General features: G+C 56.0%; 27 protein-coding genes and 2 pseudogenes. 8 read left to right on the top strand and 21 right to left on the bottom strand.

Annotated features, from left to right (window positions below; translation table 11 throughout):
* Positions 1–516, top strand: a complete 516-nt coding sequence (locus tag GOV38_RS07255; RefSeq protein ID WP_171097867.1) for a CAP domain-containing protein — start codon at positions 1–3, stop codon at positions 514–516.
* 52 nt (positions 517–568) lie between these two features.
* Here the strand turns inward: GOV38_RS07255 and GOV38_RS07250 are convergent, their stop codons facing one another.
* The 7 genes from GOV38_RS07250 to GOV38_RS07220 all read right to left on the bottom strand — a co-directional run bounded on the left by GOV38_RS07250 (position 569) and on the right by GOV38_RS07220 (position 5,358).
* Entirely contained in the window at positions 569–1,033 is a 465-nt protein-coding gene (locus GOV38_RS07250; RefSeq protein WP_171208616.1) for a PTS sugar transporter subunit IIA, read from the bottom strand.
* Between the two features lie 61 nt (positions 1,034–1,094).
* On the bottom strand, positions 1,095–1,658 hold the full coding sequence (hpf, locus tag GOV38_RS07245; protein ID WP_171097863.1) for a ribosome hibernation-promoting factor, HPF/YfiA family: 564 nt from the start codon (positions 1,656–1,658) through the stop codon (positions 1,095–1,097).
* 253 nt (positions 1,659–1,911) lie between these two features.
* On the bottom strand, positions 1,912–2,670 hold the full coding sequence (gene lptB, locus GOV38_RS07240; RefSeq protein ID WP_171208615.1) for an LPS export ABC transporter ATP-binding protein: 759 nt from the start codon (positions 2,668–2,670) through the stop codon (positions 1,912–1,914).
* On the bottom strand, positions 2,670–3,164 hold the full coding sequence (locus GOV38_RS07235; protein WP_171097860.1) for an LptA/OstA family protein: 495 nt from the start codon (positions 3,162–3,164) through the stop codon (positions 2,670–2,672). The genes lptB and GOV38_RS07235 overlap by 1 nt, the downstream gene beginning before the upstream one ends.
* 3 nt (positions 3,165–3,167) lie before the next feature.
* Positions 3,168–3,779 (bottom strand): LPS export ABC transporter periplasmic protein LptC, encoded by a 612-nt coding sequence (gene lptC / locus GOV38_RS07230; protein WP_254430510.1) that lies wholly within the window; start codon positions 3,777–3,779, stop codon positions 3,168–3,170.
* Positions 3,779–4,747: an SIS domain-containing protein gene (locus GOV38_RS07225; RefSeq protein ID WP_171208614.1), complete on the bottom strand. Its 969-nt coding sequence runs from the start codon at positions 4,745–4,747 to the stop codon at positions 3,779–3,781. The genes lptC and GOV38_RS07225 overlap by 1 nt, the downstream gene beginning before the upstream one ends.
* Positions 4,744–5,358, bottom strand: coding sequence for a ribonuclease D (locus GOV38_RS07220; protein ID WP_171208613.1), 615 nt, complete (start codon positions 5,356–5,358; stop codon positions 4,744–4,746). Before GOV38_RS07220 ends, GOV38_RS07225 begins: the two co-directional genes overlap by 4 nt.
* A gap of 168 nt (positions 5,359–5,526) precedes the next feature.
* Between GOV38_RS07220 and GOV38_RS07215 the strand changes: the two genes are divergently transcribed.
* The 4 genes and pseudogenes from GOV38_RS07215 to GOV38_RS07200 form a co-directional block, all read left to right on the top strand.
* On the top strand, positions 5,527–6,846 hold the full coding sequence (locus GOV38_RS07215) for an MFS transporter (RefSeq protein ID WP_171208612.1): 1,320 nt from the start codon (positions 5,527–5,529) through the stop codon (positions 6,844–6,846).
* Between the two features lie 54 nt (positions 6,847–6,900).
* On the top strand, positions 6,901–7,329 hold the full coding sequence (locus GOV38_RS07210; protein WP_171208611.1) for an Lrp/AsnC family transcriptional regulator: 429 nt from the start codon (positions 6,901–6,903) through the stop codon (positions 7,327–7,329).
* A 72-nt stretch (positions 7,330–7,401) separates the two neighbouring features.
* A complete protein-coding gene (locus GOV38_RS07205; protein ID WP_171208610.1) occupies positions 7,402–7,569 on the top strand; it encodes a hypothetical protein in 168 nt (55 codons plus the stop codon).
* A pseudogene (locus GOV38_RS07200) lies at positions 7,521–7,745 on the top strand (flagellar basal body P-ring protein FlgI); the annotation flags it as partial. The gene GOV38_RS07205 and the pseudogene GOV38_RS07200, both read left to right, overlap by 49 nt.
* A 38-nt stretch (positions 7,746–7,783) precedes the next feature.
* Here the strand turns inward: GOV38_RS07200 and GOV38_RS07195 are convergent.
* From GOV38_RS07195 to GOV38_RS07155, 9 genes are all read right to left on the bottom strand, one after another.
* Positions 7,784–8,428 carry a DUF1523 family protein gene (locus tag GOV38_RS07195; protein WP_171097846.1) on the bottom strand — a complete coding sequence of 215 codons (645 nt, stop codon included), beginning with the start codon at positions 8,426–8,428 and terminating at the stop codon, positions 7,784–7,786.
* A gap of 10 nt (positions 8,429–8,438) precedes the next feature.
* Positions 8,439–8,705, bottom strand: coding sequence for a hypothetical protein (locus GOV38_RS07190; protein ID WP_171097844.1), 267 nt, complete (start codon positions 8,703–8,705; stop codon positions 8,439–8,441).
* 1 nt (position 8,706) lies between these two features.
* Positions 8,707–10,044: a DUF6638 family protein gene (locus GOV38_RS07185; protein WP_171208609.1), complete on the bottom strand. Its 1,338-nt coding sequence runs from the start codon at positions 10,042–10,044 to the stop codon at positions 8,707–8,709.
* Positions 10,045–10,415: 371 nt separating this feature from the next.
* Entirely contained in the window at positions 10,416–10,712 is a 297-nt protein-coding gene (locus GOV38_RS07180; protein WP_171208608.1) for a hypothetical protein, read from the bottom strand.
* Positions 10,709–11,044, bottom strand: coding sequence for a hypothetical protein (locus GOV38_RS07175; protein ID WP_171208607.1), 336 nt, complete (start codon positions 11,042–11,044; stop codon positions 10,709–10,711). The genes GOV38_RS07180 and GOV38_RS07175 overlap by 4 nt, the downstream gene beginning before the upstream one ends.
* Positions 11,041–12,972, bottom strand: a complete 1,932-nt coding sequence (locus GOV38_RS07170) for an ATP-binding protein (protein WP_171208606.1) — start codon at positions 12,970–12,972, stop codon at positions 11,041–11,043. Before GOV38_RS07170 ends, GOV38_RS07175 begins: the two co-directional genes overlap by 4 nt.
* Positions 12,969–13,295, bottom strand: a complete 327-nt coding sequence (locus GOV38_RS07165; protein WP_171208605.1) for a hypothetical protein — start codon at positions 13,293–13,295, stop codon at positions 12,969–12,971. The genes GOV38_RS07170 and GOV38_RS07165 overlap by 4 nt, the downstream gene beginning before the upstream one ends.
* Positions 13,296–13,337: 42 nt before the next feature.
* Entirely contained in the window at positions 13,338–14,456 is a 1,119-nt protein-coding gene (locus GOV38_RS07160) for a hypothetical protein (protein ID WP_171208604.1), read from the bottom strand.
* Positions 14,457–14,734: 278 nt separating this feature from the next.
* Positions 14,735–15,814, bottom strand: a complete 1,080-nt coding sequence (locus GOV38_RS07155) for a hypothetical protein (RefSeq protein WP_171097833.1) — start codon at positions 15,812–15,814, stop codon at positions 14,735–14,737.
* Positions 15,815–16,080: 266 nt separating this feature from the next.
* Here GOV38_RS07155 and GOV38_RS07150 point away from each other — a divergent pair, with 266 nt between their 5' ends.
* The 3 genes and pseudogenes from GOV38_RS07150 to GOV38_RS07140 all read left to right on the top strand — a co-directional run bounded on the left by GOV38_RS07150 (position 16,081) and on the right by GOV38_RS07140 (position 20,957).
* Entirely contained in the window at positions 16,081–18,264 is a 2,184-nt protein-coding gene (locus tag GOV38_RS07150; protein WP_171208603.1) for an esterase-like activity of phytase family protein, read from the top strand.
* Between the two features lie 231 nt (positions 18,265–18,495).
* Complete coding sequence (locus GOV38_RS07145) at positions 18,496–19,593, top strand: acyltransferase family protein (protein ID WP_171208602.1); 1,098 nt, start codon at positions 18,496–18,498, stop codon at positions 19,591–19,593.
* Between the two features lie 113 nt (positions 19,594–19,706).
* Positions 19,707–20,957: pseudogene (locus GOV38_RS07140) on the top strand (Hsp70 family protein).
* Here the strand turns inward: GOV38_RS07140 and GOV38_RS07135 are convergent.
* From GOV38_RS07135 to glcF, 5 genes are all read right to left on the bottom strand, one after another.
* On the bottom strand, positions 20,935–21,372 hold the full coding sequence (locus tag GOV38_RS07135; protein ID WP_171208601.1) for a CBS domain-containing protein: 438 nt from the start codon (positions 21,370–21,372) through the stop codon (positions 20,935–20,937). The pseudogene GOV38_RS07140 and the gene GOV38_RS07135 overlap by 23 nt on opposite strands.
* 306 nt (positions 21,373–21,678) lie before the next feature.
* A complete protein-coding gene (locus tag GOV38_RS07130; RefSeq protein ID WP_171097826.1) occupies positions 21,679–22,146 on the bottom strand; it encodes an Hsp20 family protein in 468 nt (155 codons plus the stop codon).
* Between the two features lie 121 nt (positions 22,147–22,267).
* Positions 22,268–23,077, bottom strand: a complete 810-nt coding sequence (locus GOV38_RS07125) for a trypsin-like serine protease (protein WP_171097824.1) — start codon at positions 23,075–23,077, stop codon at positions 22,268–22,270.
* On the bottom strand, positions 23,074–23,814 hold the full coding sequence (locus GOV38_RS07120) for a serine protease (RefSeq protein ID WP_171208600.1): 741 nt from the start codon (positions 23,812–23,814) through the stop codon (positions 23,074–23,076). The genes GOV38_RS07125 and GOV38_RS07120 overlap by 4 nt, the downstream gene beginning before the upstream one ends.
* A 132-nt stretch (positions 23,815–23,946) precedes the next feature.
* A complete protein-coding gene (gene glcF, locus GOV38_RS07115; protein ID WP_171208599.1) occupies positions 23,947–25,269 on the bottom strand; it encodes a glycolate oxidase subunit GlcF in 1,323 nt (440 codons plus the stop codon).
* Between the last annotated feature and the right edge of the window lie 3 nt (positions 25,270–25,272).

Here is a 25,272-nt window from a genome sequence, read left to right as displayed (position 1 = left end):
ATGACGCGTATTCTTCCCTTTCTGTTGATTTGTTTGGTCGCTCTGGCGGCTTGTACTGATTCGGCGACGACCACTTTGGGCACCGATGGAAGGCCGTTGCCGACGGTCTACAAAATCCGCGGCAACCCGGAAAAGCTGCAATTCCGCATGGTTGATTCGGTGAACGCTTTGCGTCAGGCCTCTGGCCTGCAACCTGTACAACTGAATGCGCAACTCAACGCTGCAGCTGCTACGCATTCCAAGGACATGGCCCGCCAGAACCGGCCCTGGCATTTCGGGTCCGATGGTTCATCACCATTGGATCGTGCCGCGCGGGTCGGCTATTTCGGGACATTCCTCGGCGAGGCGATCTCGGAGACGTTTGAGACCGAAACCGAAACGCTGGCCGCCTGGATGCAAGAGCCAGGGCCGCGATCTGTCATCATGGATCCGCGCGCCACGCAAATGGGATTCGCGTGGCATCAGGAAAACAACGGCAAGATCTGGTGGACGTTGGAAATGGGCACCGGCGGCTGAGCGCAGCCTGTCTCATTCAAATGCCCCCGTTTTTCCGGGGGCTTTTTTTGTATCACGCGGCCTGAACCGATTGTGCTTCGGTCAGGATTGCGTAGATTTTGACCGGGTCCGGATTGGCTCTCAGCTTGGCGCAGACGGACTGTTCACGCAGTGTCCGCGATACAAGGGCCAAAGCCTTCAAATGGTCAACACCTGCATCTTCTGGCGCAAACAACGAAAAGGCTAGGTCGACCGGCTGACGATCGACCGAACCGAAATCAATCGGCTTTTCCAAAAGCACGAAAACGCCAGTGACAGAGTCAATGTATGGCAGCCTCGCGTGCGGCAAGGCGACACCATGGCCTACTCCGGTAGGGCCCAGGCTTTCTCGCTCCAACAGGCTTTCGACAATGGCCTGCGCATCCATGCTCAGCGCCGCAGACGCAACGTCTGCGATTTCCTGAAACAATCTCTTCTTGCTAGAGGCCGCAGATAGAATGCGTACCGCCTCGGGCTTCAATATGCTCGAAAGCTCCATGATCACGCTCCAATGACGCAACAATCGCAATCGCGAAAGTTCGTCTTAGTATCCTTGCCTGTTACGGATCGATCCAACCGATATTACCGTCATCGCGACGATAAACGACATTCAATCCATCCTTGTTTTCATTTCGGAACACCAAAACAGGTGCGCCCGCAAGTTCCATTTGCATAACGGCCTCGCCCACGCTGAGAGATGGAATTTTTGTTTCCATTTCAGCCACAATCATGGGCTGCAGCGTTTCTGGCTCGTCTGCCACGTCCGAATCGTCAGACGCGAGGATATAAGAGGACGCACCAAAGAGTTCAACCGGCTCGACCCGGTCCTTGTGATGGTCTTTCAAACGGCGCTTGTACCGCCGTAATTGCGTTTCCATTTTGTCACAACACGCCTCGAAAGCTGCATAGATTTCGGTTGCGTGGGCTTTGGCCTGCGCCGTCAGCCCTGTGGACAAATGAACAGTGGTTTCACACACATATTCATGCGCCGAACGGGAAAACACGACATTGGCGTCGGTCGGTCTTTGAGCATATTTGCCCACAACCTCGCCCAGCTCGGTCTGCACATGGGTCTGCAGAGCCGCACCGATGTCGATCTGTTTTCCGCTGATTTGGTAACGCATGTGGTCTCCTTCACAATTCACACCCATTCTGACATTGCGTCGCGCAACGTGCCTGTTTTTATCGGGTGGGGGATAGCGACATGTCCCAGGATTGTCTGAGATCACACCCTTCAAAGAAGGGGCATCCTGATCCAGATTGGAACCGAAGAAATGCCATGTGCCAATTGAGGCAAGAGACAGCCGAAGAGTCAATCAAAACAGGTCGTGTATATACGCGATTTCGCCTAACAATTTGGCGTCTTTCCGCGCAACGTCATGAAATCTTGAAGTTTTCGCCCAGATAAACACGGCGCACGTTTTCGTTTTCCACAACTTCCTCGGGAGTGCCGGACATCAGCATCTGCCCGTCATGCAGGATGTAGGCACGATCGACAATCTCAAGCGTTTCCCGCACGTTATGGTCTGTGATCAAAACACCGATCCCGCGCTTCTTCAGATCGGCCACCAGATGACGGATATCGCCGACGCTGATCGGATCGACCCCTGCAAAAGGCTCGTCCAATAACAGATACTTGGGATCTGCAGCCAAGCAGCGCGCTATTTCGACGCGCCGCCGTTCACCCCCGGACAAGGCCAGGGCGGGTGCGCGGCGAAGATGCTCGATCGAGAAATCCGACAGCAGCTCTTCCAACCGCTCTTTGCGGCGGTGAACGTGGTCCACGGTAATGTCCAGAACGGCGGCGATATTGTCTTCGACGCTCATGCCCCGAAAGATCGACATTTCCTGCGGAAGATAGCCGATGCCCAACCGGGCCCGGCGATACATCGGCAGGGTTGTCACGTTTTGACCGTCGATTGTCACCGTACCGGCCTCGGGGAACACCAGACCTGCAACGGAATAGAAGGTCGTCGTTTTGCCCGATCCGTTAGGGCCCAACAGCGCCACCACCTCGGAACGATCCAAAGTCATCGAGACGTCGCGGATGACGGTTTTCTTGCGATAGGATTTACGAAGCTTTTCGATCCTCAGACCAGATGAGCCTTCTGCAACCGTAAGTTTGGGTTTCGCCATCAGTTGCCGCCACCCTGCTGCAATATGGTTTTGACATTGCCGCTCATGGTTGCGGTGCCTGTGGTCAGGTTCGCTTCCATCTCGTCGCCGCTGATCACGCTGGGCCCCTGGGTCAAAAGCACATTCCCGCGCATGTTGATGACACCGGTATCGATCGTGTACTCTGCCCAGTCGCCTTCTGCCGCATCCGGCGGACTGACCAGCACCACATCTTCGGTCGCTTCCATCCGTTCAATGGCCGAACGTTCCTGATTGTAGATCACAAGAACCCGCTCAGCCGTCAGACGCATCTCGCCTTGAATAACGATCACATTGCCGATGAACTCGGCCGAGCCGTCTTCCTGGTTAACGTTCAAGGTTTCCGAGGTGACTTCGACCGGAAGTGTAGGGTCAGCATTTGGCGACCCGAACGCGACCTGCGCTTCTTGCCCCGCAACAGGTATTGCCGTGAAACTGAGGGCAACGGAAACAAGGGCGGCGCGCAAATCAATCACAAGTTATCTTTCTGCTTTTGGGGGTTCGTATATCAGTTTCACCCCATCTGTAAAAAGAATATGGACCGGGCCATCCTTTTTTTTAGTTCCAAAGGTCATGCGCCCGGCTGTAAATTCTCCAATCGGACCAACACCATCGACCTGCCCGGGCGTATCGCCTCGGATTTCATCCAGCGACGTGTTCAGCAGATCGGTGGTCACCTGAATACCGTCAGCCGTCAGGATCACGACATCGCCTTCAAAGGTGGCTGTGCCTTTGTCGGGCCGAATAGAGCCGGTATTCGAGTCAAGCGTGATGACGCCACCGTTGTGCAGATTGTAAGTGCCGTGAAATTCCGTTGCTGTGGGCATATCCCGGTCAGTGCCCTGGGCCGCACGGATCGCTTCTACCCGAACCTCCTCGCCGTTGCGCGTCACCCCTTTGTAGTCAGGCATCGTCACCACCTGATCGGCCAGCCGTTCGTCAATCGCTTCGGCTGTGAAGGGCACCGAGACATCCGTTTCGATGCTGCGCGACAGCAGAAAGACCGAGGCCAGTAGCAGGATCGCCGCCAGCGGCAGCAGTACCTTGAGGAACTGCACCATCCGGGAATAGCGATCCATGGTATTGCGCATCAGCCCAACCCGACGCGCAAGCAGTCATGGATGTGAAGGATACCCTGAGCCCGTCCATCCCCTTCGGGATCGACCACAAACAAACACGTGATTTTTGGCGCCTGCATTGTCATGAGAGCAACTGCACTTTCTGCCAGCTCTTCGGGTCCGATTGTGCGTGGGTTTCGAGTCATGACCTCTTCGACTGCCTTCTCCAGCAGACCATCCATGTTACGGCGCAAATCCCCGTCGGTCACGATCCCCAACAGGCGTCCGTCGGCATCCGTGACCCCAACCACGCCAAAGCTCTTCTGACTCATGACCAGCAACGCTTCGCTCATCGGGGTATCGGACAGCACAACCGGAATATCGGTATGCATCAAGTCGCGCACCTTGCTCAGCTGCGCGCCCAGTTTTCCACCGGGATGGAAATCGCGGAAATTCTCGGGCTTGAAATCGCGGTATTTCATCAGGGCAATGGCCAGCGCATCACCCATCGCCAGGGTCAAGGTGGTCGAGATCGACGGTACCATGCCGAAGCCGCAGGCTTCGCCCAGTGACGGGATCAGCAAATGCACATCTGCCTGTTTCATCAGCGAGCTTTCGGGCTTGCTGGACAAGCCAATCAACGGGATGCCAAAGCGGCGCGTGAAGGCCAACAGATTGGCAAGCTCGGGCGCTTCGCCCGAGTTGGAGATTGCCAGGACCACGTCGCCTTTTGACACCATACCCAGATCACCATGGCTGGCCTCGGCCGGGTGCACGAAATAGGCAGGTGTTCCGGTGCTGGCCAAAGTGGCGGCAATCTTATGACCGATATGTCCCGATTTGCCGATGCCGCTGACGATCACGCGGCCTGATGCCTGCAGGATCATGTGCACGGCTTCGGCAAAGTGCTCATCCAGACCGTCGGCCAGCACGTCCAGCGCTCGGGCTTCGTCGGTTACGACCTGCCGGGCCGTTTTCAGGAATGCTTCGTTATCGGTCATGAGTGCGCAAAGATATCCGTTTCGGGCCAACCTTCCAGGTCCAGCTTGGCACGCATGGGAAGGAAGTCAAAACACGCCTGCGCCATTTCGGTCCGACCTTCGCGGGCAAGACGCCCGTTGAGCGCATCCCGCAAGCGGTGCAGATACAGAACGTCAGACGCGGCATAGTCCAGTTGTGCGTCGGTCAGGGTTTCGGCCCCCCAGTCGCTCATCTGCTGCTGTTTCGAGATATCGACGCCGATCAGTTCCTGACAGAGGTTCTTCAGCCCGTGCCGGTCTGTATAGGTGCGCACAAGACGACTGGCGATCTTGGTGCAATAAACCGGCGCCGCCAAAGCGCCAAATGCGTGATACATCGCCGCGATATCGAACCGTCCGAAATGGAACAGTTTCAAAACCTCCGGGTTCTCCAGCATGGCACACAGATTGGGCGCCTCGGTCTGGCCTTTTTCGACCTGAACAATATGGCTGTCACCGTCGCCTCCCGACATCTGGATCACGCAGAGCCGGTCACGATGCGGGTTCAACCCCATGGTTTCACAGTCAATGGCCACAACAGGCCCCAGGTCCAAGCCGTCTGGCAGGTCGTTTTTGTAAAGATGGTTCGCCACGCGACTAATCCTTTGAGCGATATTGCCCCCGAGATAAGAGGTTTGCCCCATAAACTCAACGCCATCTAAGGGGCATCGGCCAAGCGGTGCCAAACCCAAGCTGTCAAAGCCATTGCCTTTTTGTTGAAAGCCACAAAAGCTGGGACGCATGTCGAAGGCTGAATTCCGATGTTGAACGTTCTCAGAAACCGAACCTATCGCCACCTGCTGGCCGCACAGATCGTTGCCCTGACCGGCACCGGCCTTGCGACGGTTGCTCTGGGGTTGCTCGCATATGATTTGGCGGGTGACGCCGCTGGTTTGATCCTTGGCACCGCGCTTACGATCAAGATGGTTGCCTATGTCATCGTGGCACCGTTGGCTGCGGCATTTGCCGAACGTTTGGATCGCCGCAAGATGCTGGTTGTTCTCGACCTGATCCGCGCGGCCGTGGCGCTCTGCCTGCCTTTCGTGACCGAGGTCTGGCAGGTCTATGTTCTGATCTTTGTTCTGCAATCCGCCTCGGCCGGGTTCACGCCGGCATTTCAGGCCACGATACCAGATGTTTTGACCGACGAGGCGGATTATACCCGCGCGCTATCGCTATCGCGACTGGCCTACGATCTGGAAAGCCTGCTGAGCCCGGTTTTTGCAGCTGCTTTATTGTTACTGGTCAGCTTCAACAGCCTGTTTTGGGGGACCGCCTTGGGCTTTGTAGCGTCGGCCCTCTTAGTCGTGTCGGTCGCCCTGCCCTCGCCCAAACCCAGCAGGCCCCGGGGGATCTATGACCGCACGACACGCGGCATCAAAATCTATCTCAAAACACCCCGGCTGCGCGGTCTGCTTGCGCTGAACGCAAGCGCAGCAGCGCTGAGCGCCATGGTCATCGTGAATACGGTTGTGATTGTGCGATCTGATCTTGGGTTGTCCGAAAGCGCGGTGGCCATTGCGCTGGCCGGGTTTGGCGGTGGATCAATGCTCGCCGCCTTCATGCTGCCCCGCCTGCTGGACCGAATCGAAGATCGCCGCGTCATGCTGGGTGGAGCAATTCTGGGTGCTACGACAATGGCCTGTGCCGCGATCTTGGCAGCACATGTCCCGTTAACGCTCGGACTACTGGTCGCGCTGTGGGCGCTGACCGGGTTTGGCTATTCCGCCACGTTGACCCCATCAGGCCGTCTTTTGACCCGATCCGCACATCCCGAAGACCGTCCTGCCGTGTTTGCCGCGCAATTCACCCTGTCGCACGGGTGCTGGCTGGTGACTTATCCACTGTCAGGTTGGTTGATGACCGTGTCAGGCGCCGCAGTCGCGCTTGGTAGCATGGCGGCGCTTTCTGTCTTGGGGATTGTCGCTGCATTTGGCCTCTGGCCGCGCAAGGACCAGGATCCCATCCAGCACGATCACCCAAACCTGCCGCCCGACCACCCACATCTGGCAGGGGGTCTGCCACACGCCCATCCCATCATCATCGACGACCTGCATCCAAAGGTCCCTCGGCAGGCTTGAGACCACGGGCAAATCTGCCATAACCAAATACATGCGCCCTGTACCGGAGCCCCAATGGATCAGCTGAATCGTCGTATTATCGCCGCTCTGCAGGCCAATGCCCGCGCCTCGACCACGCAGATTGCCGGTGCCTTGGGCGTGGCGCGCACAACCGTCCACGAACGCATCAACCGCATGGAAGAACGCGGCGTGATCGCGGGCTATACAGTGCGTCTGGGGGCGACCGAAGATACGCCCAAAGTGCAGGTCATCGTGATGCTGGAGGTAAGGCAGAATGAGACCACACGCATTGTGAAACGGCTTGAGGCCTATCCCGAAGTCAAACTCTGCCTTTCGATCAACGGAGATTTCGACCTTATGCTGTCAGCCGAGGCGCCTCGGCTTGAGGATCTGGATATTCTGGTTGATGAACTGGCGAAAATCCCGGGCGTGTTACGGACCAATACAAGCGTTGTCTTTGGCCGCCGGATTGATCGAAACTGAAGCGGTGCTAACCCTCTGTAAAGGGAAACCCCGCTAGCTTGGCCCGGACCAAAAGAATCCCGGACCGGCAGAATGCCCAATCCTTTGAACTTGATCCTTGCGCTGTGGGCGCATGTTTTTGCCCTCATGGGCGCGATGGCGCAGGCTTCGGTCTGTGATCAGGCCGCGCGACATGCAGCGCGGGCCGAAGGGGTAGGGATGTCAGAATCTCAAGCGTGGCCGTCTCGCAAGGCAATTTGACCCTGACGGTCGAAGAAGAGGAAGGCACTGGTCTGGCCGAAATCCCCGAGGCAACAACTTTGTCCGAAGTGGTGGCCGGTTTGAACGCCCTGGGTGTGTCGCCACGCGACATGATTGACATCCTGAAAACGATCAAGGCGGCTGGTGCGCTACATGCAGAATTTGTTGTCAGGTAAAGACCGGCTATGGAATAGCCGAAGGACCCTGTTCGATCTTACTTCGACTTCCAACTGTCCAGCCACCGTCTGAATCCCTTGCGCTTTTCGTCAATCGCGTCACCTGCGGCATACAAGCCGTCTTCGACATTTTCCAAAACAGGATCGATCCGTCTTTGCCGGAAACGGCGCCACCGAACCCACAGAGCCCAAACGATGGCCGCAAACACTGTCAGGAAAATTATGTTGAACCAAGGGATGATACGGACATCCGGGCCTTCGACATGTCGAATGAAAATCGCATTAGGGAAGATCGACATAAACTCGTTCCGCCAGCCATAATGGGTGACCACTACCCAATCCGGATCCTCTTTCGTCGACTTTGCATCATTCGCTTCGGTATAAAGGTTCGCCGTGTCGAATTTGAAATAGGGCGGCCAACCCCAGCCCGTATCTTCGTTGCGATACACGATGGGTTTGCCATTGGCGCGCACCGCCTGAATGAATTGAACGTCGCGGTTCGACAAGCTGGTCGATTGATCCTCGGGTTCAGACCAGAAGATCCGCGTCCAATCGTTCAGATCCTGACGTTCCTCATAAGTGTTAACGATCCGCACGACATCATGTTGCGGCAGCGCATATTGGAGGATCGTGCCAAGCGTGATCCAGAAGACAAGAATGAAACCCCATTTCAGATAAGCCATGTCTTATCCCTCACATGTAATTCACGATATAGATCAGTGCGCCAACAGCGATCCAGGGCACAATGTAGACCGCGAGTATCAACTTGCGCCGGAAAGAATTGTCATAGACGTGCAATCCGCGTTCAACAAACGCGTTCTTGTCACCGGTTTTGCCTTTCTCGTCCCACCAGCTTTCCAGTTTTTGCCGCCGGACACCGCGCGAGTAAAGAGACAGCGCAAAATATGCAACCGTCTGTAAAAACAAAAGGATCAGAAATAATCGTAGCGCTCCGAGCATTTCAATCCCTCCTTACAGAACCCCAGGGCCCGACACGAGCAATCAGATCGTCACTGATCCGATCCTCACCGCTCATATCAGGCTCATGCCCGAACAAGGCCGCCCGTGCACCTGCTTTGTCCAGCTGATACTCGCGGGCAAGGAAATCGGCAACATAGGCTTTTTTGCTTTCAGGCCACTGGGCGTAGGTCGCATAGAACAGCTCTTTGTGGCAAATGAACATCTGGCGCGGGTCCAGTGGCGCCATCTCGGTCAGCAACATGTTTACCAAATCCCGATGCGGCGTGTTGGCCGCCCGCAGAGTATAGAAATAGGCCGGGTGATCCGAGGTTATGCGCGGCCACCGCCCGCCATCCGTTGCCCAGCGCAGCAGCTGCGCCAGCCCGTGATAGGCCTCAGGCAATTGGTCCACATGACGGCGCGCAAGATGGCGCAGGTCCCGGCGGTCCAAGCCTTTCAGGTCAACATCGGCATGCGCAGCCGCCGACACCGTCAGAAAATCCATCTTTTGCTGCAAAATGGCAGCAGAATCCACGCCGCGCGCCTCGATGATGGTTTCCACGAGCTTGTTATAGCTCAGAAATTTGGCGATCTGATTGTGCTGCGCCATGTGAAACACATATTCCAGCGGCAAGCCGTCTGGCCGTTCACCCGCAAAAATCGCAGCCGGATGCTCAAGGTCAGGAAACAGATAAAGCCCGCCATAATGCGCCGTCCAGAAGTTCGGCTGATCAAACGCGGTGTGGCGCAAACGGACCGGGTTGCGCGTCACGTCGCCTGTATCTTTGGCTGTTTCGATCATCCTGGCGATCAGAACATCGTCGAACCAGGCGTCCTCTTCGGTTTTGAACTGCTCGACCATACCCGCCAATTGCTCGGCCTTGCGCAGGGTCCCGCCCACTGTATCCGCTTCGATCTCGATCTTGCTGAGCGTCAGCAGATCAGCTGGCGTGGTGAGCTTGAAGACCGAATTCACCAGCTCTCCGGCCACCGCATCCGTTGCGGTCAGAGCAAACAGCTGCGCTTCGTTCTGTTCGATAAAGTCGCGCAAGATGTCGCGCGAGGTTGAGAATTTGACATTCAGCAGAGGCGCGCGTTTCTGCTCGGTCGTCAGCAGGATGAACTGCCGATTGACCCCATTGGGGTTGAGGTAAAGCGGGTCACCCAATTCCTGCCCGATCTCGGGGGAATAGCCCGAGATATCGATATGAAAATCCGCAAGCGCCGTGGTCTTGCCCGTCAGACGCCGCAAAGCACGGTTATACCGCTCGACCAGGGCCGGGCTGGAAATGTGGACAAGATTGCCAAACATCAGGCCTTTTTCGATGAGGCGGATCATGACGACAACCTATGCGCAACTTGAAGATCAATTCCTTTGGCCAAGCCGACCCAATAGGGTGCCGACAAAATGAGCCCCCCCATCAGGAGTATGGAGGGCTCTAGACGCTGACCCAAACCCCAAATTTCCAAAACAAGAACACCGGAAAAAGCGATAACGCCGAAGTATACGGCAACTACAAAACCCAAACTTGCGGTCCACCAAACAAAGAAACGCAACCACATGAACGCTCCCTTTGGAACAGGCAAGAGACGCCTTATCACCCAAAGGACGAACTTAATGCCGAAAAAGGCGAAAAGAGTACAGGTTATCAGGAAGACGATATCTAGCACTCAGGCTCACTCGCTAAACAGTTCAAGCATATTTTCAACTCAGCTTACTCCCTTGCTGAACCGCCCCACAACCACAACCGCCAACACCAGCAAAGGCAACGCAAAGGCTCGCGCGGTGATCTGCAAATTAAACCCGATGTAAGACACCACGCTGCCCTCAAACAGGATCAGCGTCTCTTCCCACGAGGCGCCCTCGAACCCGCGGCTGGTATTGATGCCGAACTGGATCAGATAGAGAACCGCCACAGCCCCCAGAAAGCCAACTACGCCCCAGCGCAATGGCAAGATCAGACCCAAAACCAGAGCAACAGCGGTGATTGCAAGTGTCAGTATCATGTCTTCGCCTCCTTTGAACGACGACGCGTTGTTGCATACGCGCCACCTGCAAAGATCATCGCCGGAACATACCAGAACAACGACTGGCCAAGAAAATGTGAAGGCATTTCACCAGGTCCGAATGCGTGCAACAGAGACTGAGGACGCAAGACCGAGGCACCATTGATCCAAATCTCGAACAGGCTGCTCCAGATATAGGTGATCGCAAATACGATAAGCGCAAGCATCGCCACAGCCCTGCGCGATGCATTTCGACAACGGGCAACCCAAATACCCATAAAGACGCAGGCCGCAATCAGAGACGCCAAAATAAGGAACAGCCCGCCGCTCACCCTTTCCCCTCCAGATACCGGCGTTTGGCCTCCTCCATCCGGCCCATCTCACGCACCGCGTTCTCAATCGCGACCTCGTCGCTCTTGTCGGCATAGCGGAATTCGCTGTCGGCGTAGCGGTTGATTTCCTGGATCACCATCTCGACCGTGATCGGCTGGCGCAGGTCAGCGATCATGGCCTTTTTGGTGTCATAGTCGCGGAACAGGAACAGCTCGGGGTTTTCCATCCACTCGTCGGGCAGTTCGAAATCCATCGCGCGGACCTTGACCGCGTCGGTGATGTTCTTAATGGCGCGGCCCGTGAACCGTTCATCCGCGGCTTGGATCGCCTTGAGGTAGGTGCCCAGCTTGGCGATGGTGTCCATCTGGCCGATCTGAGCCGATACCCGGTCGTAAACCTGCAACAAAGCATCCTCATGCGGGCGGGAATGGCTTTCGAAACTGGCGGCGACGGCCTTCTTGATCTCCTGCGCGGCATAGGCCTCATGTTCGCCCAGCGGAATGTCGTGGTTGCGGCCCATCAGCAGGTGCAGGATGTCGATATAGTCCTCACGCGTTTGCGGCCCGTCCACCAGGAACCGCGCACCGGCCCGCTGGCGCAGGGCGTCATCCACATTCTCGGGGTAGTTCGAGAACATGCCAAAGGTGCAATTGCCACGCACAACCGTGTTGGCCCCGGCAAAGCTTTCCATCAGCACGGCGGTGATTTCCAACTGTCCGGCGCTGGACTGCCGATCACCACGCTTACCCGCCAGTTGGTCGATATCGTCGATGGTACCAAAGCCGATGACCGAGGGGTCAATAATCGTGTTGATAAACGCCTTGGCGTTCTGGCCTGACTTGCCCTGATAGCTGTCGATATTGTCGGTGCTCAGGTTCTGATAGCGGAACGGATAGCCTGCGTTCTGGCAATACTCGTTGATCAACCCGGCCATCATCTGGATCAGCGTGGTTTTCCCTGTGCCCGGTTTGCCGTCGCCCATGAAGGTAAAGATGAACCCGCCAAGCTCGGCAAACGGGTTCAGGCGACGGTCGAAATCATAGGCCATTAGCATCTTGGCCAGCTTCATCGCCTGATATTTGGCGATATGGTTGCCCACCACTTCGTTCGGTTTCTTGAACGTCATAGTCAGTGTGGTGGATTTGGCCTTGGACGCCGGCTCAAACCCCCGGATCGTCAGATCATCCGCTTCGATATGCCAGGCCGCAGTCTGAAACGGGCTCAAATGGCCCGCTGATTGCGCGCGCAATGCAACCTTGTCCATCAACTGCTCGGCATAGGCGCTGGTGGCCGCGATCAGATGCGCATCATCGGGCGCATGTTTGGCCAGCATCTGATCCAATTCCCACAGCGCGCCATGCAGAGCAAGCTGGCCATTATCCGTCAATACCTCTTCGATCTCACCCAGATCTACCGTGGTTTCGCCCAGATGCGAGGACATGAGGTAAGCCAGCGAGTTGCCAAACACATGACCCGTAATCAGCGCCTCAGCCGTCAGCAATTCCGAGAATTCACTCTTCCGCGCCGCGGGCAAATCCCCCGCCAGATTGGCGCGTTTCAGATCGGCCAGCGGGGTCTGTTCAGCATAAGCCTCAGCCACCGCCAGAGCAATCGCGATGGCCCGGCGAATACTCTGCTGCACCGTCGCCTGCGGCGGCGATACCAGCGCATCGCCATGATCCGACGCCTCGATCCGCTCGACCAGATGCACACCATCCGCCCGCGCCACCCGCCGCGTCACCAAACCCGGCGTCGTCGACCGAAATCGCCGCCTTGTTGTGACACCCGGAGACCGCTCCACCGCTGCCTCAACCGGTTTGGCAATCCGCGGCGCATGCTCGAACCCGTTCAGCAAAGCGGTCGCTGCCGGATAATGCTTGCGAATATCCGCCTCGCGCAATTCCATCTGATCTGACGTCAAACTCATGAAATATCTCCACTTTTTATCCGCTGCGACAGAAAATCCTGCGCGATCTGAGCAATCTTGTAGATAATCACATCATCTGAAATTTCGGGGCATTCGTTTCTGAGCGACCACTCCAGTTGAGCAAAAGACGCTCGAGGCTCGTCAGCATACCGGCTCCGTACCCACTCGCGAAACGTGCCAGATAGGTCGAGACTTGCTCCCATGAAGAGACCAGACAGGAAGGTATTCACAGCAAACACGTCATCGGAGCGCCCAACATACATGCCGGGTCGCCGCCCGATCACTTCAACTATTGGCATAAGCCTATTAAGATCTTCAGTCATATCTTCTTCTGTTCAAAAATACCTCCGCCGGAGGCATGAAATCTAATAGCGCAACACCTGCCCTGCCTTGCTGACCACGAATTTACGCACATCCCCAAAACCCGGCGGGTTACGCTCAGCCAGCACCTGAAACGGGCGCTGCGGCAGAATGATCGAGCGCTGCGTGCGTGTCTCCCCGGTTTCGGCCCCTTGCCCGCCAAACGGGTCCAGCGCAAAAACCTCGCGGTCGACCATGCCGAACCAGCCTGCGCGTTCCTGCACCACGTCCTCGCTCTGCAACTCCTCGGTGGTCCAGGCCATGGCCCAATCCTGTCCCTCAGGGGCCTGCGCATCTTCCAGCACCCGACGCAATGGCCCGGATTGCTCGGTATAGGCCGAGGAATACATCGGCCCCACATGGATACGGCGTACGTGTTTGGGATGCAGATCGTCGAAATCCTGATCGAACCCTTTGGCGATGGTCACCAACTTCAACCCGCCCAAAGACTGCGCCATAAGATGTGCCTGCACCTCGGGCCAGCGGCGTTGGTCCTTGGGCAGCGCTGTCTTGCCGCTGTCTTCCAACTGCATCATGTATAGAACCGGCAGGTTGATCTGACTGTCATAGACGGCCCAGTGCAGCAGGAACTTGCGGCGATCGCCTTCATTCTCGATCCAGTGACATTCGGGATCGTTACGCGCCCAAAACAGCTCTCCCTTAAGCAATTCCTCGTAATAGAGCCTTTGGGACAGCGCGAATTGCAGCTTGGTGGGGATCTCCTGATCGCCAATAATCGTCCGCACCATGTCGTTTTTCAGCTCATCGGCTGAGGGCATATTCGCCAGATGCACCTGCGCCTGCTGCGCGTCATTCGCCATGGTCAGCAACTCGGCCGCCACCGGAAACCCGCTGTCGCGCTTGTCCATCGCAAGACTGCCAAAGAACCGCCCCGTATCGCGCCCGACCAGCAGGTATTTCATGCTGAGCGCGCGAAAGGTGTAGAGCAGCCCCGAAAGATACCGCGACACGATCCGCACCTCTTGCTTGCTGAACGCGCCCTCAGCCTCCATCGTCGCAGCCACGCGCAGGAGGTGAACGGTGATCACCTCAAACTTACGGAAATAGCGGCGCGAGGCGAAAGTGTCGGTCAGGCCGACATGGTCTTGGGTGGGGTTAGTCATTTTGGGTTACCAAACTTGTCGTAGGCCCAAGGGCGGTATTTTCGATCAAGCTCGTTCCCCTTTGTGCGAAACCAAGTGAACAACCAAACACCATAGACAATGAACGCCATGCTGGTCGAGACTAAGACGACCTCGGCAATCAAAGCATCCGAACCAAAAACTCTTATTGCGATCACACATGATCCTACGCAAAACAGCATTCCGATGGCGCTAAGCCCCAAGAACGAAGCCAAGAGTTTAAGGATCGAGCTAGTCCGACCCGATCGAACCATAGAGGTTTAACCCCCATACAAATTCTTATCATGCTTCTCCACAATCGACGCGAACCGACGGGCAAAGCGTTCGTCCGCCTTGGCCTTTTTCTCCAGCACGTCGCGGGCGAAGACCATGTGGTCCTCATGCGCCTCAAGCATATCGGCCATTTTCTGGTTGGTCGCGGTGCCGATGGCGGCCATGGCGGTTTGGGCCTCTTGGTCGGTCTGCACGCCGATCTCGTTGATGCGGTGCGCCACGTCCTGCTGCTGCGCGGTTTTCAACGATTTGGTCAGGGCGTCATAGAGCACCACGCGCTGCTGCGTGTCTGTTTGCAGCTTGTTGATCAGCACCATCTGCGTCGCCGCCTGGTTTTGCAGTGAATCGACCCAGGTTTTGCCCTTTTCGATATAGCGCTCAAGCGTCTGGCTTTTGGCCAGCTTGACCTGTTCTTCCTGAACCTTGGCGTTGTATTGCGTGTTCAGCTCGGCCAGTTCGGTTTCCAGCTGTGTGCGCGCAGCGGCGTCCTGTTCGACGCTGATCTTGTTTTCCAGAGTAATAATCGTCGGGTCCATGCCTTGAATCTCGGCACGCAATGCCTCCAGTTCGGCCACGGTCGCCTCACGGTCATCCAGCGTGACGGAAAGGTTCTGTTCGACCTTCACCCGCTGTTCTTCCAGCACCGCCAACTGCCCTTCCAGCAGCTTCACGATCACATCGGATTTGGCGATCAGGTCTTGCAGCTTGTCGTCAATATTGGCGGTGCGCATCCGCTCCTGCCGCATCGACTCGGATTTACCCTTGGCGAAAATGCCGACAAAGCTCTCCCACCCGGTCTTAGAGCGCATTTCGTCGAAATCCTTGGAAAAGGCGCTGGTCACGTCGTCCAGACCCATGATCAGCTCGGCGATATTGGCGTTCATCACCTCGGTATGGGCGTGCACATCCTCTAACGTGGCATTTTCGATGTCGATATCGGCCTCAGCCGTGCCGATCTTGGCCCGTGCGGCTTCGATCCGCGAGGTCAGGCTTTCGATCTGTGACTGGCTTTCGCGGACTTTGGTCTGGGTTTCCTGAATCAATGATTCAAACTGCTGGTTCGACATCTTCTATCCCTTTTTTCGTTATATACCCTATAGATAGGTGATGTTACGGCCTTTTACATCCCCTCGGGCGATAAATTCCAGAAAAGACTGACAAATTCACCCGCCAAAAGATAGCGGCAACACCCATTTGGCGCGTGGATTTGGGTACGCGCGCTTTCCCTGCAACGCCGCCGCCCTTTGTCATCAAACTGAAACAAAACCGTCATGGTCACGCAATAAACCCGGTCCATGCCACTCGACGTTCTAGTGAGAGAGGATACCACAGGATGTCACTGCGCCTTGTCTGCCTGACATCTGCCCTTGCACTGACCGCCGGTCAGGGCCTGGCAGAGATGAATTTCAACCGGATTGCGTCTTTCCCTGTTGTCAAAAACATGGGCGAAGGGGCCGATACCACCCGCGAAACCTCGCCCGAGATCATCGCCGCTACGGCCGATGGCATGACACTGGTCTATACCGACAGCCCGCTGGGTGTGATCGGGATGATCGACATCACCAACCCCGCGAAGCCGGCCCCGCTGGGTGCGATGGATGTGGGTGGTGAGCCCACTTCGGTCGGCATCGTTGGTGCGACCGCGTTTGTCGGTGTGAACACATCCGAGAGCTATACCGCACCGTCGGGCAAGCTGATCTCGGTCGACATCGCAAGCAAAGCGGAAACCGGCGCCTGCGATCTGGGCGGTCAGCCCGACAGCGTTGCCATCGCACCCGATGGCAGTTTTGTTGCCGTGGCCATTGAAAATGAGCGCGACGAAGACCTGAACGATGGCATCATCCCGCAGCTGCCTGCCGGGTCTCTGGCTCTGGTGCCGCTGAAGGATGGCGCACTGGATTGCGCGGGCATGACACTGGCCACCCTGACCGGTCTGGCCGAGGTTGCGCCCACCGACCCCGAGCCTGAGTTTGTTGACATCAACAGCCTGGGTGAGACCGTCATCACCCTGCAGGAAAACAACCACATCGCGGTAGTCAACAAGGATGGCAAGGTCATCAGCCATTTCTCAGCCGGTAGCGTAGATCTGGACGGCATCGACGCCACCGATGAGCGCGGCGCACTGATCTTTACCGAAAGCCAGCCGGGTCGCCTGCGTGAGCCAGACGCGGTGAAATGGATCGATGACAACCACTTCGCCACGGCTAATGAGGGCGATTACGAAGGCGGTTCGCGCGGTTGGACGATCTTTCACAAGGACGGCAGTGTTGTTTACGAAAACGGCACCGATTTCGAGAAAGCCATTATCCAGATCGGTCACTATCCCGACAAACGTTCGGACAGCAAAGGGGTTGAACCCGAAAGCGTGACCGCTGCCACATTTGGTGGCACTCCGATGATCTTTGTCGGGGCCGAGCGCGCCTCGGTCGTCGGCGTCTATGACGCCACTGATCCGGCGAACCCGGTGCTGAAACAGCTGCTACCCTCAGGCGTTGGCCCTGAAGGCTATGTAGCGATCCCCGAGCGCAACCTGCTGATCTCGGCCAATGAAAAAGACCTGATCGAAGATGGTGGCCCGCGCGCGCATGTGTCGATCTTCGAATATCAGGATGCGCCTGCCACCTATCCGCATCTGACCTCGGAAGGCGCGGATGAGTTGATCGGTTGGGGCGCCCTGTCCGGGCTGGTCGCGGACGAAGATGGCATGATCTATGCGGTCAATGACAGCTTCTATGGCTTTCAGCCTTCGATCTTCAAGATCGACCCCAGCCAGCAGCCTGCCCGCATCGTGGACGTGATCCGCATCCATCGCCAAGACGGCAACCCGGCGCAAAAGCTGGACCTTGAGGGCATCACCCTGGACGGCAATGGCGGCTTCTACGTCGCCTCAGAAGGTCGCACCGACCGGGTTATCCCGCATGCGATCTATCACGTCTCGGCCGACGGTCTGATCAAGGATCGCAAGGGTGAGATCGGCCTACCAGCGGAATTGATGGCCGTCGAGAAACGCTTTGGCTTTGAGGGCATTACCAAGGTCGGCGACACTCTGTGGATGGCCGTTCAGCGTGAATGGAAGGACGACCCGGAAAATCACGTGAAACTGGTCGCCTACAATCTGGACAGCGGCGAATGGGGTGCGGTGCACTATCCCAAAGCGGATCCTGAAACCGGCTGGGTCGGTCTGTCGGAGATCGTGGCCTTTGGTGACCATGTTTATGTCATTGAACGCGACAACCAGCACGACCACCGCGCGGTGACCAAAAAGATCTATCGCATCCCGCTGGCAGACATGAGCCCTGCCCCGTTGGGAGGCCCCCTGCCCGTGGTCAGCAAGCAAGAGGTCCGCGACCTTCTGCCCGACTTGACCTCAACTGGCGGCTATGTTCTTGACAAGATCGAAGGCTTGGCGATCCTGCCCTCGGGCGACGCGTTTGTGATGACCGACAATGACGGTGTCGACGACGCTTCGGGTGAGACGATGTTCTGGTCGATCGGATCTGTGAACGCGGGCAATTGATCCAGCTCTGAAAGCACAAGCTTCGCGTCTGACTTCGCGGAGCTTATTTAACGTTGATACGACCGAAGTCGCGAATGCCGATAGGGCCGAGCGAAACAATACGACGATTAATACAGCATTGTGGCCAAAGTTGGGGTGTATTAATTTAATTTGGTTTTCTTATTTCGCGCACTATTGTATTATATTTTAAGTACTGAATATTAATTCGGTGCCCCTTTAACGAGTGAACGAATGAACCGACTGTCGACCGACTCTCAGATTATTTCTGTTACCAGATTTCTATGCATTTTTTGCATGATGTACGTTCATGTGAACCCTGGTCCTCGCCAAGAAAGCGCGGTGATGACAGGGGACTATCAGTTTCTTGCCTGGCTCTTGATTGAGACGAGCGGCCGCGCGAGCGTTGCGGCATTAAGCATGATCAGCGGCTTTCTCTTATACGACACGGTTATTCGCGGCTTGCTGAAAACCATAAAAGATCGATTTATCGTTTTATATGTTCCCATGATCGCTTGGAACGTCATCACGATTGCTTTGGCACTTTTGGCTCTTTCCGCTGGGATATCGACAACAACAGCCGAGATCCTCAAATCAGCGTCCCAGTTGGACCTATTGAATAACGTGACAGGACTGTTTGACAAAACGCTCGGCCTTCCTCTGTTCTTTCTGCGCGATTTGTTTGTTTCCTCGTGCATTATCGCGCTCGCGCGACCTTTGATTGTCGCCTTTCCCTTGGTCAGCGTTGTTGTCGGTTTGGCCGCCTACTTTACCGACAGCCTGGAACCACTGGTCTTTCGCGAGAGCATTTTGCTATTTATGCTTTTTGGCTTTGTATTGCGTCACAAGCGCGTTTCGCTAGCGCAGATGGCAGATCCCAAGATTGCCATACCTGCCTTTATCTCGTTTTTTGCGCTGATGCTCTTCATGTCGCAAACGCAACCGGATTCAAGCCAACTCCAAAACCTAGTCCACCTTGCAAGTAATCTTTTCAAACGGCTTGCACTTGTTTTTGGTTTCTTGGCACTCAGCCTTGTAGCTGTGAAAATACACTTCTCAGGCTTCTTCGTTAAGCGCGAGCCATTTATTTACCCCGCGTTTCTTAGCCACGCGATAGTTATCTCTACCTTGTATCAAGTATTGGTGCACATTGGATTAGATCCAAACCAGCCGATATATGTGCTTTTCTTCCTTGGAGCGCCGGTGATAGCACTGTTCTGCGGATCAATCCTCTATAAAGTTGCACTCAGGTTGCCGAGCACTCTGTCGGTGTTATTGATTGGCAAAAAAACGCATCGGAAATCTGTGGCAAGAGGTCAGGAAGCTACATAGTTTTTTGCGGCAGTGACCAGACCAATGCAACCAGGTCGAAGTACCCGCTTGACCCGGTGTCGCTGAGACATTAGCTGCACCACCTTCTGCGCAATTTCTAAAAAGCTTTGGGCATGGCACCTCATGGCCCCGTATTGGGTATTGATTTCGGCACGTCGAACTCCGCTGCCGGGTATCTGGAAAACGGAAAGCCCAAGCTGGTCGAGATGGCGCCCGGGCAAACAACCCTGCCCACCACATTCTTCTTCGACTTCGACACCCGCGAGACCCTGATTGGCGAGCCCGCAAACACGGCGCTGTTGAACGGGGCCGAGGGGCGATTCATGCGGGCGCTGAAACGGGTATTGGGCACCAGTCTGATGCATGAGAAGCGTCAGATCCTGAATGAAAGCGTAACCTTCGTCGATATCATCTCGCGCTTTCTGGCCCGCATCAAAGAGCGGGCCGAAGCACAGTGCGGGGCAACAATTGATCAAGCTTTGTCAGGTCGCCCCGTCGTGTTTCACGCCACCGCGGACCCACGCGAAGAACAGGCCGAGGCCGACCTGCGCGCATGCTATTTGGCGGCCGGGTTTAGCCAAGTGGATTTCATGCCCGAACCCGTCGCGGCGGCGATTTCCAGCGGGGCATTGGGGCAGACGGATCAAATCGGGTTGATCGTTGATATCGGCGGCGGAACCTCGGATTTTTCGCTGTTTCGGACCCACGGGGCGCAGGTTGAGATTTTGGCCAATCACGGGGTGCGTATTGGTGGCACGGATTTCGACCGGGCCATCAACGTGGATTTGGTGATGCCCCTATTGGGCAAAGGCACCAAACTGTGCAAAGTGATGGGCCCCGGCACCTCACCAACGCCTGCAGCAATTTTCAACGACTTGGCGACTTGGGAAAAGATCCCGTTCCTCTATACGCCACAAAATCGACGGATGGTCGACGAGATGGCGCGCCTGGCGGAAGAGCCCTAGAAGCTGGCGCGGCTGTCAACAGTTCTGCATGACGAGCTGGGCCACGATCTGGCCTTCGCGGTCGAACGCGGCAAGATCGCGGCCAACACGCAAAGCTCTGACGCAGAAATCTCGCTGGCTCAAATAGAACGCGACTTGTGTGTCCCGGTATCGATGGCGCGCTTGGCTCCGTCGCTCAACCCGTTTGAGCACAAACTGTCAGAGGCAGCACGCGAGACACTGAAACAGGGTGGCATCGCCACGAATAAGGTGGATTGTATTGTCTATGTCGGCGGATCAAGCCTGATGAGCACTGTGACAACATCCATGAAGTCGGTTTTTCCTGACGCAGAGCACCGATTTTCGGAGGTGTTCACCGCTGTAGCTGACGGCCTGTCTATTGCTGCAAACCGTAGCTAGGGGCAGATTGCGCTTCGGTGAACTGTTCCAGCATCACTTGATATTCGGACGGTACATCTTGCATCGACAACAGCCCGACAACCCGCGGCCCATCGACGACCGGCAAATGTTTGAACCCGCCCTCGACCATCAGCTTCATGGCCTCTGCAGGGCTGCAGGTCGCATGAGCGACTGACGGGCTGGGCGTCATGATTTCACGCACGCGAGTCTGACCGGTCGATTTCTTCGGATATATACATTTCTCGATTACATCGCGTTCACTCAGAATACCGATCAGCGCATCGTCTTCGATGACAACCAAGGCACCCACATTGAGGTCATCCAAAACACCACAGGCCTCGCTGACCGTAATGTCAGGACCGCTTTGTGGAAGCGCGCGCGTCTTTACAATTTCTGCAACCGAATGAACAACCATGTATTACCCCCTAAAACAAAACTCTTCCGGGCTAGCATGGAAATGAGGTGGCTTGAGTGAACTGGTTCACAGATCGAGCCGTTTACAGCCCCAGAATTTCCTAAAAACCGAAACAATCCGCTTTTTTGGGCAGGAAAGTAACGCTCAACCAGAGATATTGTCCCCGTTTCTGCGCTTCAACGCAGCGGCGATCCCGCTCTGATTCTACGGGGTGCTCTAAGATCACAACGCCCCGCGTCTGGAGGAACGCGGGGCGTGTGGTGCGATAATACGGGAGGAGGAGATTATCGCGGGTTCAAAAGGGCCTTAGTTTACGGCCTTGGCGTCAACGACGTCTTTTTCGATCGCTTTGGACGAAGAGATCTCGATCCGGCGCGGTTTCAGCGCTTCAGGCACTTCTCGCTTCAGGTCGATGTTCAGCATGCCGTTCTCATGGCTAGCGCCGGTGACGCGCACATGATCCGCCAGTGCAAAACGGCGCTCGAATGCGCGGGTGGCGATGCCACGGTGCAGATAGCTGCGTTCTTTTTCGTCCGCCGCTTTCTTGCCAGAGACGACCAGTGAATTCTCTTTCACTTCGACCGAAAGATCATTTTCCGAAAACCCGGCAACAGCCACCGAAATACGATAGGTGTCAGCGTCGGTCTTTTCGATGTTGTAGGGCGGGTATGTGGGCTGAGCCACATCTTTGGTCAACACACGATCCATCACGTCGGCGATCTGGTCAAAACCAATGGTGGCGCGATGCAGCGGTGCAAAGTCAAATGTACGCATAGGTGCAATCCTCTTTCAGAGCGATTTATGTCGAAGCCCTCCATTCGGACGGGCGATTGAGTGTTCCGGACCCCGTTGTGGCGATCCGGTAGGATTCAGATGGGAAGCCTTTGTGGTGTGTTCAAGACCCGTCCGGACGAATGAATTTGGCACCCGAACCTGACTTGCCTGAGCCGACACGCAAACGACGAATTTCGGCCTTGGGCTGCGGCGCCCGTTTGCGCATGGTGCTGCGCAATTCCGATACAATGCCCGATAACTCCATCCCAAATCCGATCTTGCCACGTTCATCTACACTGACAGCCGACACAACTGACAGGATCTGCCAACGCGATCCCTTGCGCGCCAAAAGCGCAGAACCGGAAGACCCGAAGGTAATGTCACAATTGAACAGGATCAGGCCCTGTACTCGGTCCAATATGTTGCATGACCTTTCGCGCGTTATCGCGTCGGCGCGTCCGCGGCCATATGAGGCGATGCTGACTTCATCCGACAACGCCTGCCCATCATGCAGTGCAAAGGGATTTGCAATTGAATAGGGAATTGGCTCATCCAACCGCATCAGAGCCACATCCGTACGAACACTTGCGGGCGAAAGCGGTGCATTGGTTCCATAGTCGGGGTGCGCAACAATTTGCACGACCTTACGATCCGCAAGCGCCGATCCATTGCTGAGCCCTGCGCGAAAGGTAACTTCACCGGGCAAATAAGGATTTCCAGTCTTACGATCCAAAGCGCAATGTGCAGCGGTCAAAACCAGATCCTGCGCGATTAACGTACCGGTGCAGAACGAGCGAGTGCCAATATCCAACCGACCGACAGCTTCCCATCCGTAAAGGTCGCTCCGATCGGTCAGCTTGCGCTTGTCGCTTTGGGCCAAAGCAATTGAAGCGTTCAGGGTCAACAAAATGGAAAAAAGAAATCTTATCACGGTCGAATAAACCTCGCTCCGATATTCCGGTCAGTTTCAGAACCTTGGGATGATGCTTTCAAACCCCGGCCAGCCGACAATTCATCGTGCAAGACCTCCAACGCGTCGTCGACCGGGGTCGCCAGAGCAACACGCTGTCCTCTGATTTCGGCTTTGGCCGCGACGATCGAGACAATCTGCGGCTGCTCACCCAAAAACGAGAACACCGGCGCACCCGACGCGCCCAGCTCCACGTCACAGGACATAACAAGAATGCCCCCCAACCCGCTCATGACCGAACAAACTTCTTGCAAAGAGGGTGTTTCAGCGCGGTCCTGAGCATAAGAGACAACGCCAACTTCTTGACCCTGCGCAGGGCGTTGACCGGTATCAAAGGGTGTTACCGCAGTGTTGCGAACCGGTTGCCAAAGCTCGATCAAGGCGATGTCATTTTGGACCCGCGCAGCGGTCGTTTCGTGGTGGTATTCATAGTCGGGATGAATAACGGTCTGGCGCGCAACCCGATATGCCGAAGCGCGGCCCAATCTCCAACCTGCGAGAAACTGAATGCGCGCCGGATCAATCCGCGTTTGTGTCGCCTTGTCGAAAAGACAATGCGCGGCAGTCAGCACATGTGTTGGGGAAATCAGCGTGCCGGTGCAAAACCCCGCGCCCTTGATATCCAGCCGCCCGACCGCCATCCACTGACGCCCGGCATCCGTTGTATCCAGACGCTTCAACCCTGTGTCCTGCGCCATGACGGCCGCGGGTAGAACCGCACAAATAAATGAGAAAATCCAACTGCGCACGCGTAACTCCGGCTCTCCACCCCGGACACAGGTGGTAAGCCGTGCGTTTGTCGAAATTAGGGCAAAAACGGTACCTTAGCGTTAACGCAGGATAGGAACCTCAGACCCTGGCATTGTGTCTTCTTTCAAACTGCGCGGCTCGGGCCCGCCGGTCGCCCAATCCAACAGTTCGACAGTATGGACAACAGGAAGTTTTGTACCCGACCCAATCTGCATCATGCAGCCGATATTTCCCGCTGCGATCACGTCGGGTTTCTTCGCCTCCAACGTCTGAACTTTCCTCTGCTTGAGCTTGGCAGAGATCTCGGGTTGCATCAGGTTATAGGTACCGGCACTGCCACAGCAAAGATGGCTGTCAGCAGACTCTAACACAGTGAATCCGGCCTTTTTCAGCAAGTCTTTGGGATAGGTTTTGATCTTCTGACCGTGCTGTAGGGAACAGGCTGCGTGATAGGCCACAACCATATCCTTCTGAGCTCCATCAGGCAGATCCAACTGCATCAGCAGCTCGCTGATATCCACGGCGATCTCGGATACACGCGCAGCGTCTTTGGCCAAAGCTTCGTTGCGGAACATATGGCCATAGTCCTTCACCGTGGTGCCGCAGCCTGATGTATTGATCACAATCGCATCCAGACCGTCATTATCCATCTCGCGCGTCCAGGCTTTGATATTCGCGGCCGCCGTTGCATGGCTTTGCGCTGTCTTGCCCATATGATGGGTCAGCGCACCGCAACATCCTGCCCCTTCAGCCACTACAACCTCGCATCCCAACCGCGTCAGCAAGCGGATCGTGGCATCGTTGATATCGGTATTCAGCGCCTTTTGAGCGCAACCCGTCATCAATGCGACCCGCTTTTTCCGCTGCCCCTTGGACGGAAAGCTCTGAGGATCATCGTTGCGGCTGACCGGAGGAATGTATTTTGGCGCCATGTCCAGCATCGCCCGCAATCGTGCATCCGGCATCAAAAACTTGAACGGTCGCCCCAGCTTGGCCCCGATCAACGCCCAGCGAAACCGCATCGGATAGGGCAGGATCTGCGCCAATACCCACCGCAAGACACGGTCGGTCAAGGGGCGCTTGTAGTTCGCCTCGATATACTCGCGCGCGTGATCCACGAGATGCATGTAGTGCACACCCGAAGGGCAGGTTGTCATACAAGCCAGACACGAAAGGCAGCGATCAATATGTTTGACCGTCTTTTCGTCGGGCACACGCTCATTCTCCAGCATGTCTTTGATCAGATAGATACGCCCGCGGGGGCTGTCCAACTCATCGCCCAAGACCTGATAGGTTGGACAGGTCGCGGTACAAAACCCGCAATGCACACAACTGCGCAAAATCTCATTCGAGCGCTGGATTGCCGGATTCTGCAACTGTTTTTCGGTAAATGTCGTCTGCATCGC

It is taken from the genome of Ruegeria sp. HKCCA5839 (assembly GCF_013035585.1).
GTDB lineage: Bacteria > Pseudomonadota > Alphaproteobacteria > Rhodobacterales > Rhodobacteraceae > Ruegeria.
Note: the sequence above shows the minus strand (reverse complement) of the source record. Positions and strands in the feature narration are given on the sequence as shown.

Excerpts from the sequence above, each read along its gene's own strand:
- GOV38_RS07255 (WP_171097867.1), top strand. The coding sequence starts at position 1 with ATGACGCGTATTCTTCCCTTTCTGTTGATTTGTTTGGTCGCTCTGGCG.
- GOV38_RS07250 (WP_171208616.1), bottom strand. The coding sequence starts at position 1,033 with ATGGAGCTTTCGAGCATATTGAAGCCCGAGGCGGTACGCATTCTATCT.
- hpf (WP_171097863.1), bottom strand. The coding sequence starts at position 1,658 with ATGCGTTACCAAATCAGCGGAAAACAGATCGACATCGGTGCGGCTCTG.
- lptB (WP_171208615.1), bottom strand. The coding sequence starts at position 2,670 with ATGGCGAAACCCAAACTTACGGTTGCAGAAGGCTCATCTGGTCTGAGG.
- lptC (WP_254430510.1), bottom strand. The coding sequence starts at position 3,779 with ATGCGCAATACCATGGATCGCTATTCCCGGATGGTGCAGTTCCTCAAG.
- GOV38_RS07225 (WP_171208614.1), bottom strand. The coding sequence starts at position 4,747 with ATGACCGATAACGAAGCATTCCTGAAAACGGCCCGGCAGGTCGTAACC.
- GOV38_RS07215 (WP_171208612.1), top strand. The coding sequence starts at position 5,527 with ATGTTGAACGTTCTCAGAAACCGAACCTATCGCCACCTGCTGGCCGCA.
- GOV38_RS07210 (WP_171208611.1), top strand. The coding sequence starts at position 6,901 with ATGGATCAGCTGAATCGTCGTATTATCGCCGCTCTGCAGGCCAATGCC.
- GOV38_RS07205 (WP_171208610.1), top strand. The coding sequence starts at position 7,402 with ATGCCCAATCCTTTGAACTTGATCCTTGCGCTGTGGGCGCATGTTTTT.
- GOV38_RS07195 (WP_171097846.1), bottom strand. The coding sequence starts at position 8,428 with ATGGCTTATCTGAAATGGGGTTTCATTCTTGTCTTCTGGATCACGCTT.
- GOV38_RS07190 (WP_171097844.1), bottom strand. The coding sequence starts at position 8,705 with ATGCTCGGAGCGCTACGATTATTTCTGATCCTTTTGTTTTTACAGACG.
- GOV38_RS07185 (WP_171208609.1), bottom strand. The coding sequence starts at position 10,044 with ATGATCCGCCTCATCGAAAAAGGCCTGATGTTTGGCAATCTTGTCCAC.
- GOV38_RS07180 (WP_171208608.1), bottom strand. The coding sequence starts at position 10,712 with ATGATACTGACACTTGCAATCACCGCTGTTGCTCTGGTTTTGGGTCTG.
- GOV38_RS07170 (WP_171208606.1), bottom strand. The coding sequence starts at position 12,972 with ATGAGTTTGACGTCAGATCAGATGGAATTGCGCGAGGCGGATATTCGC.
- GOV38_RS07165 (WP_171208605.1), bottom strand. The coding sequence starts at position 13,295 with ATGACTGAAGATCTTAATAGGCTTATGCCAATAGTTGAAGTGATCGGG.
- GOV38_RS07160 (WP_171208604.1), bottom strand. The coding sequence starts at position 14,456 with ATGACTAACCCCACCCAAGACCATGTCGGCCTGACCGACACTTTCGCC.
- GOV38_RS07155 (WP_171097833.1), bottom strand. The coding sequence starts at position 15,814 with ATGTCGAACCAGCAGTTTGAATCATTGATTCAGGAAACCCAGACCAAA.
- GOV38_RS07150 (WP_171208603.1), top strand. The coding sequence starts at position 16,081 with ATGTCACTGCGCCTTGTCTGCCTGACATCTGCCCTTGCACTGACCGCC.
- GOV38_RS07145 (WP_171208602.1), top strand. The coding sequence starts at position 18,496 with ATGAACCGACTGTCGACCGACTCTCAGATTATTTCTGTTACCAGATTT.
- GOV38_RS07135 (WP_171208601.1), bottom strand. The coding sequence starts at position 21,372 with ATGGTTGTTCATTCGGTTGCAGAAATTGTAAAGACGCGCGCGCTTCCA.
- GOV38_RS07130 (WP_171097826.1), bottom strand. The coding sequence starts at position 22,146 with ATGCGTACATTTGACTTTGCACCGCTGCATCGCGCCACCATTGGTTTT.
- GOV38_RS07120 (WP_171208600.1), bottom strand. The coding sequence starts at position 23,814 with ATGGCGCAGGACACAGGGTTGAAGCGTCTGGATACAACGGATGCCGGG.
- glcF (WP_171208599.1), bottom strand. The coding sequence starts at position 25,269 with ATGCAGACGACATTTACCGAAAAACAGTTGCAGAATCCGGCAATCCAG.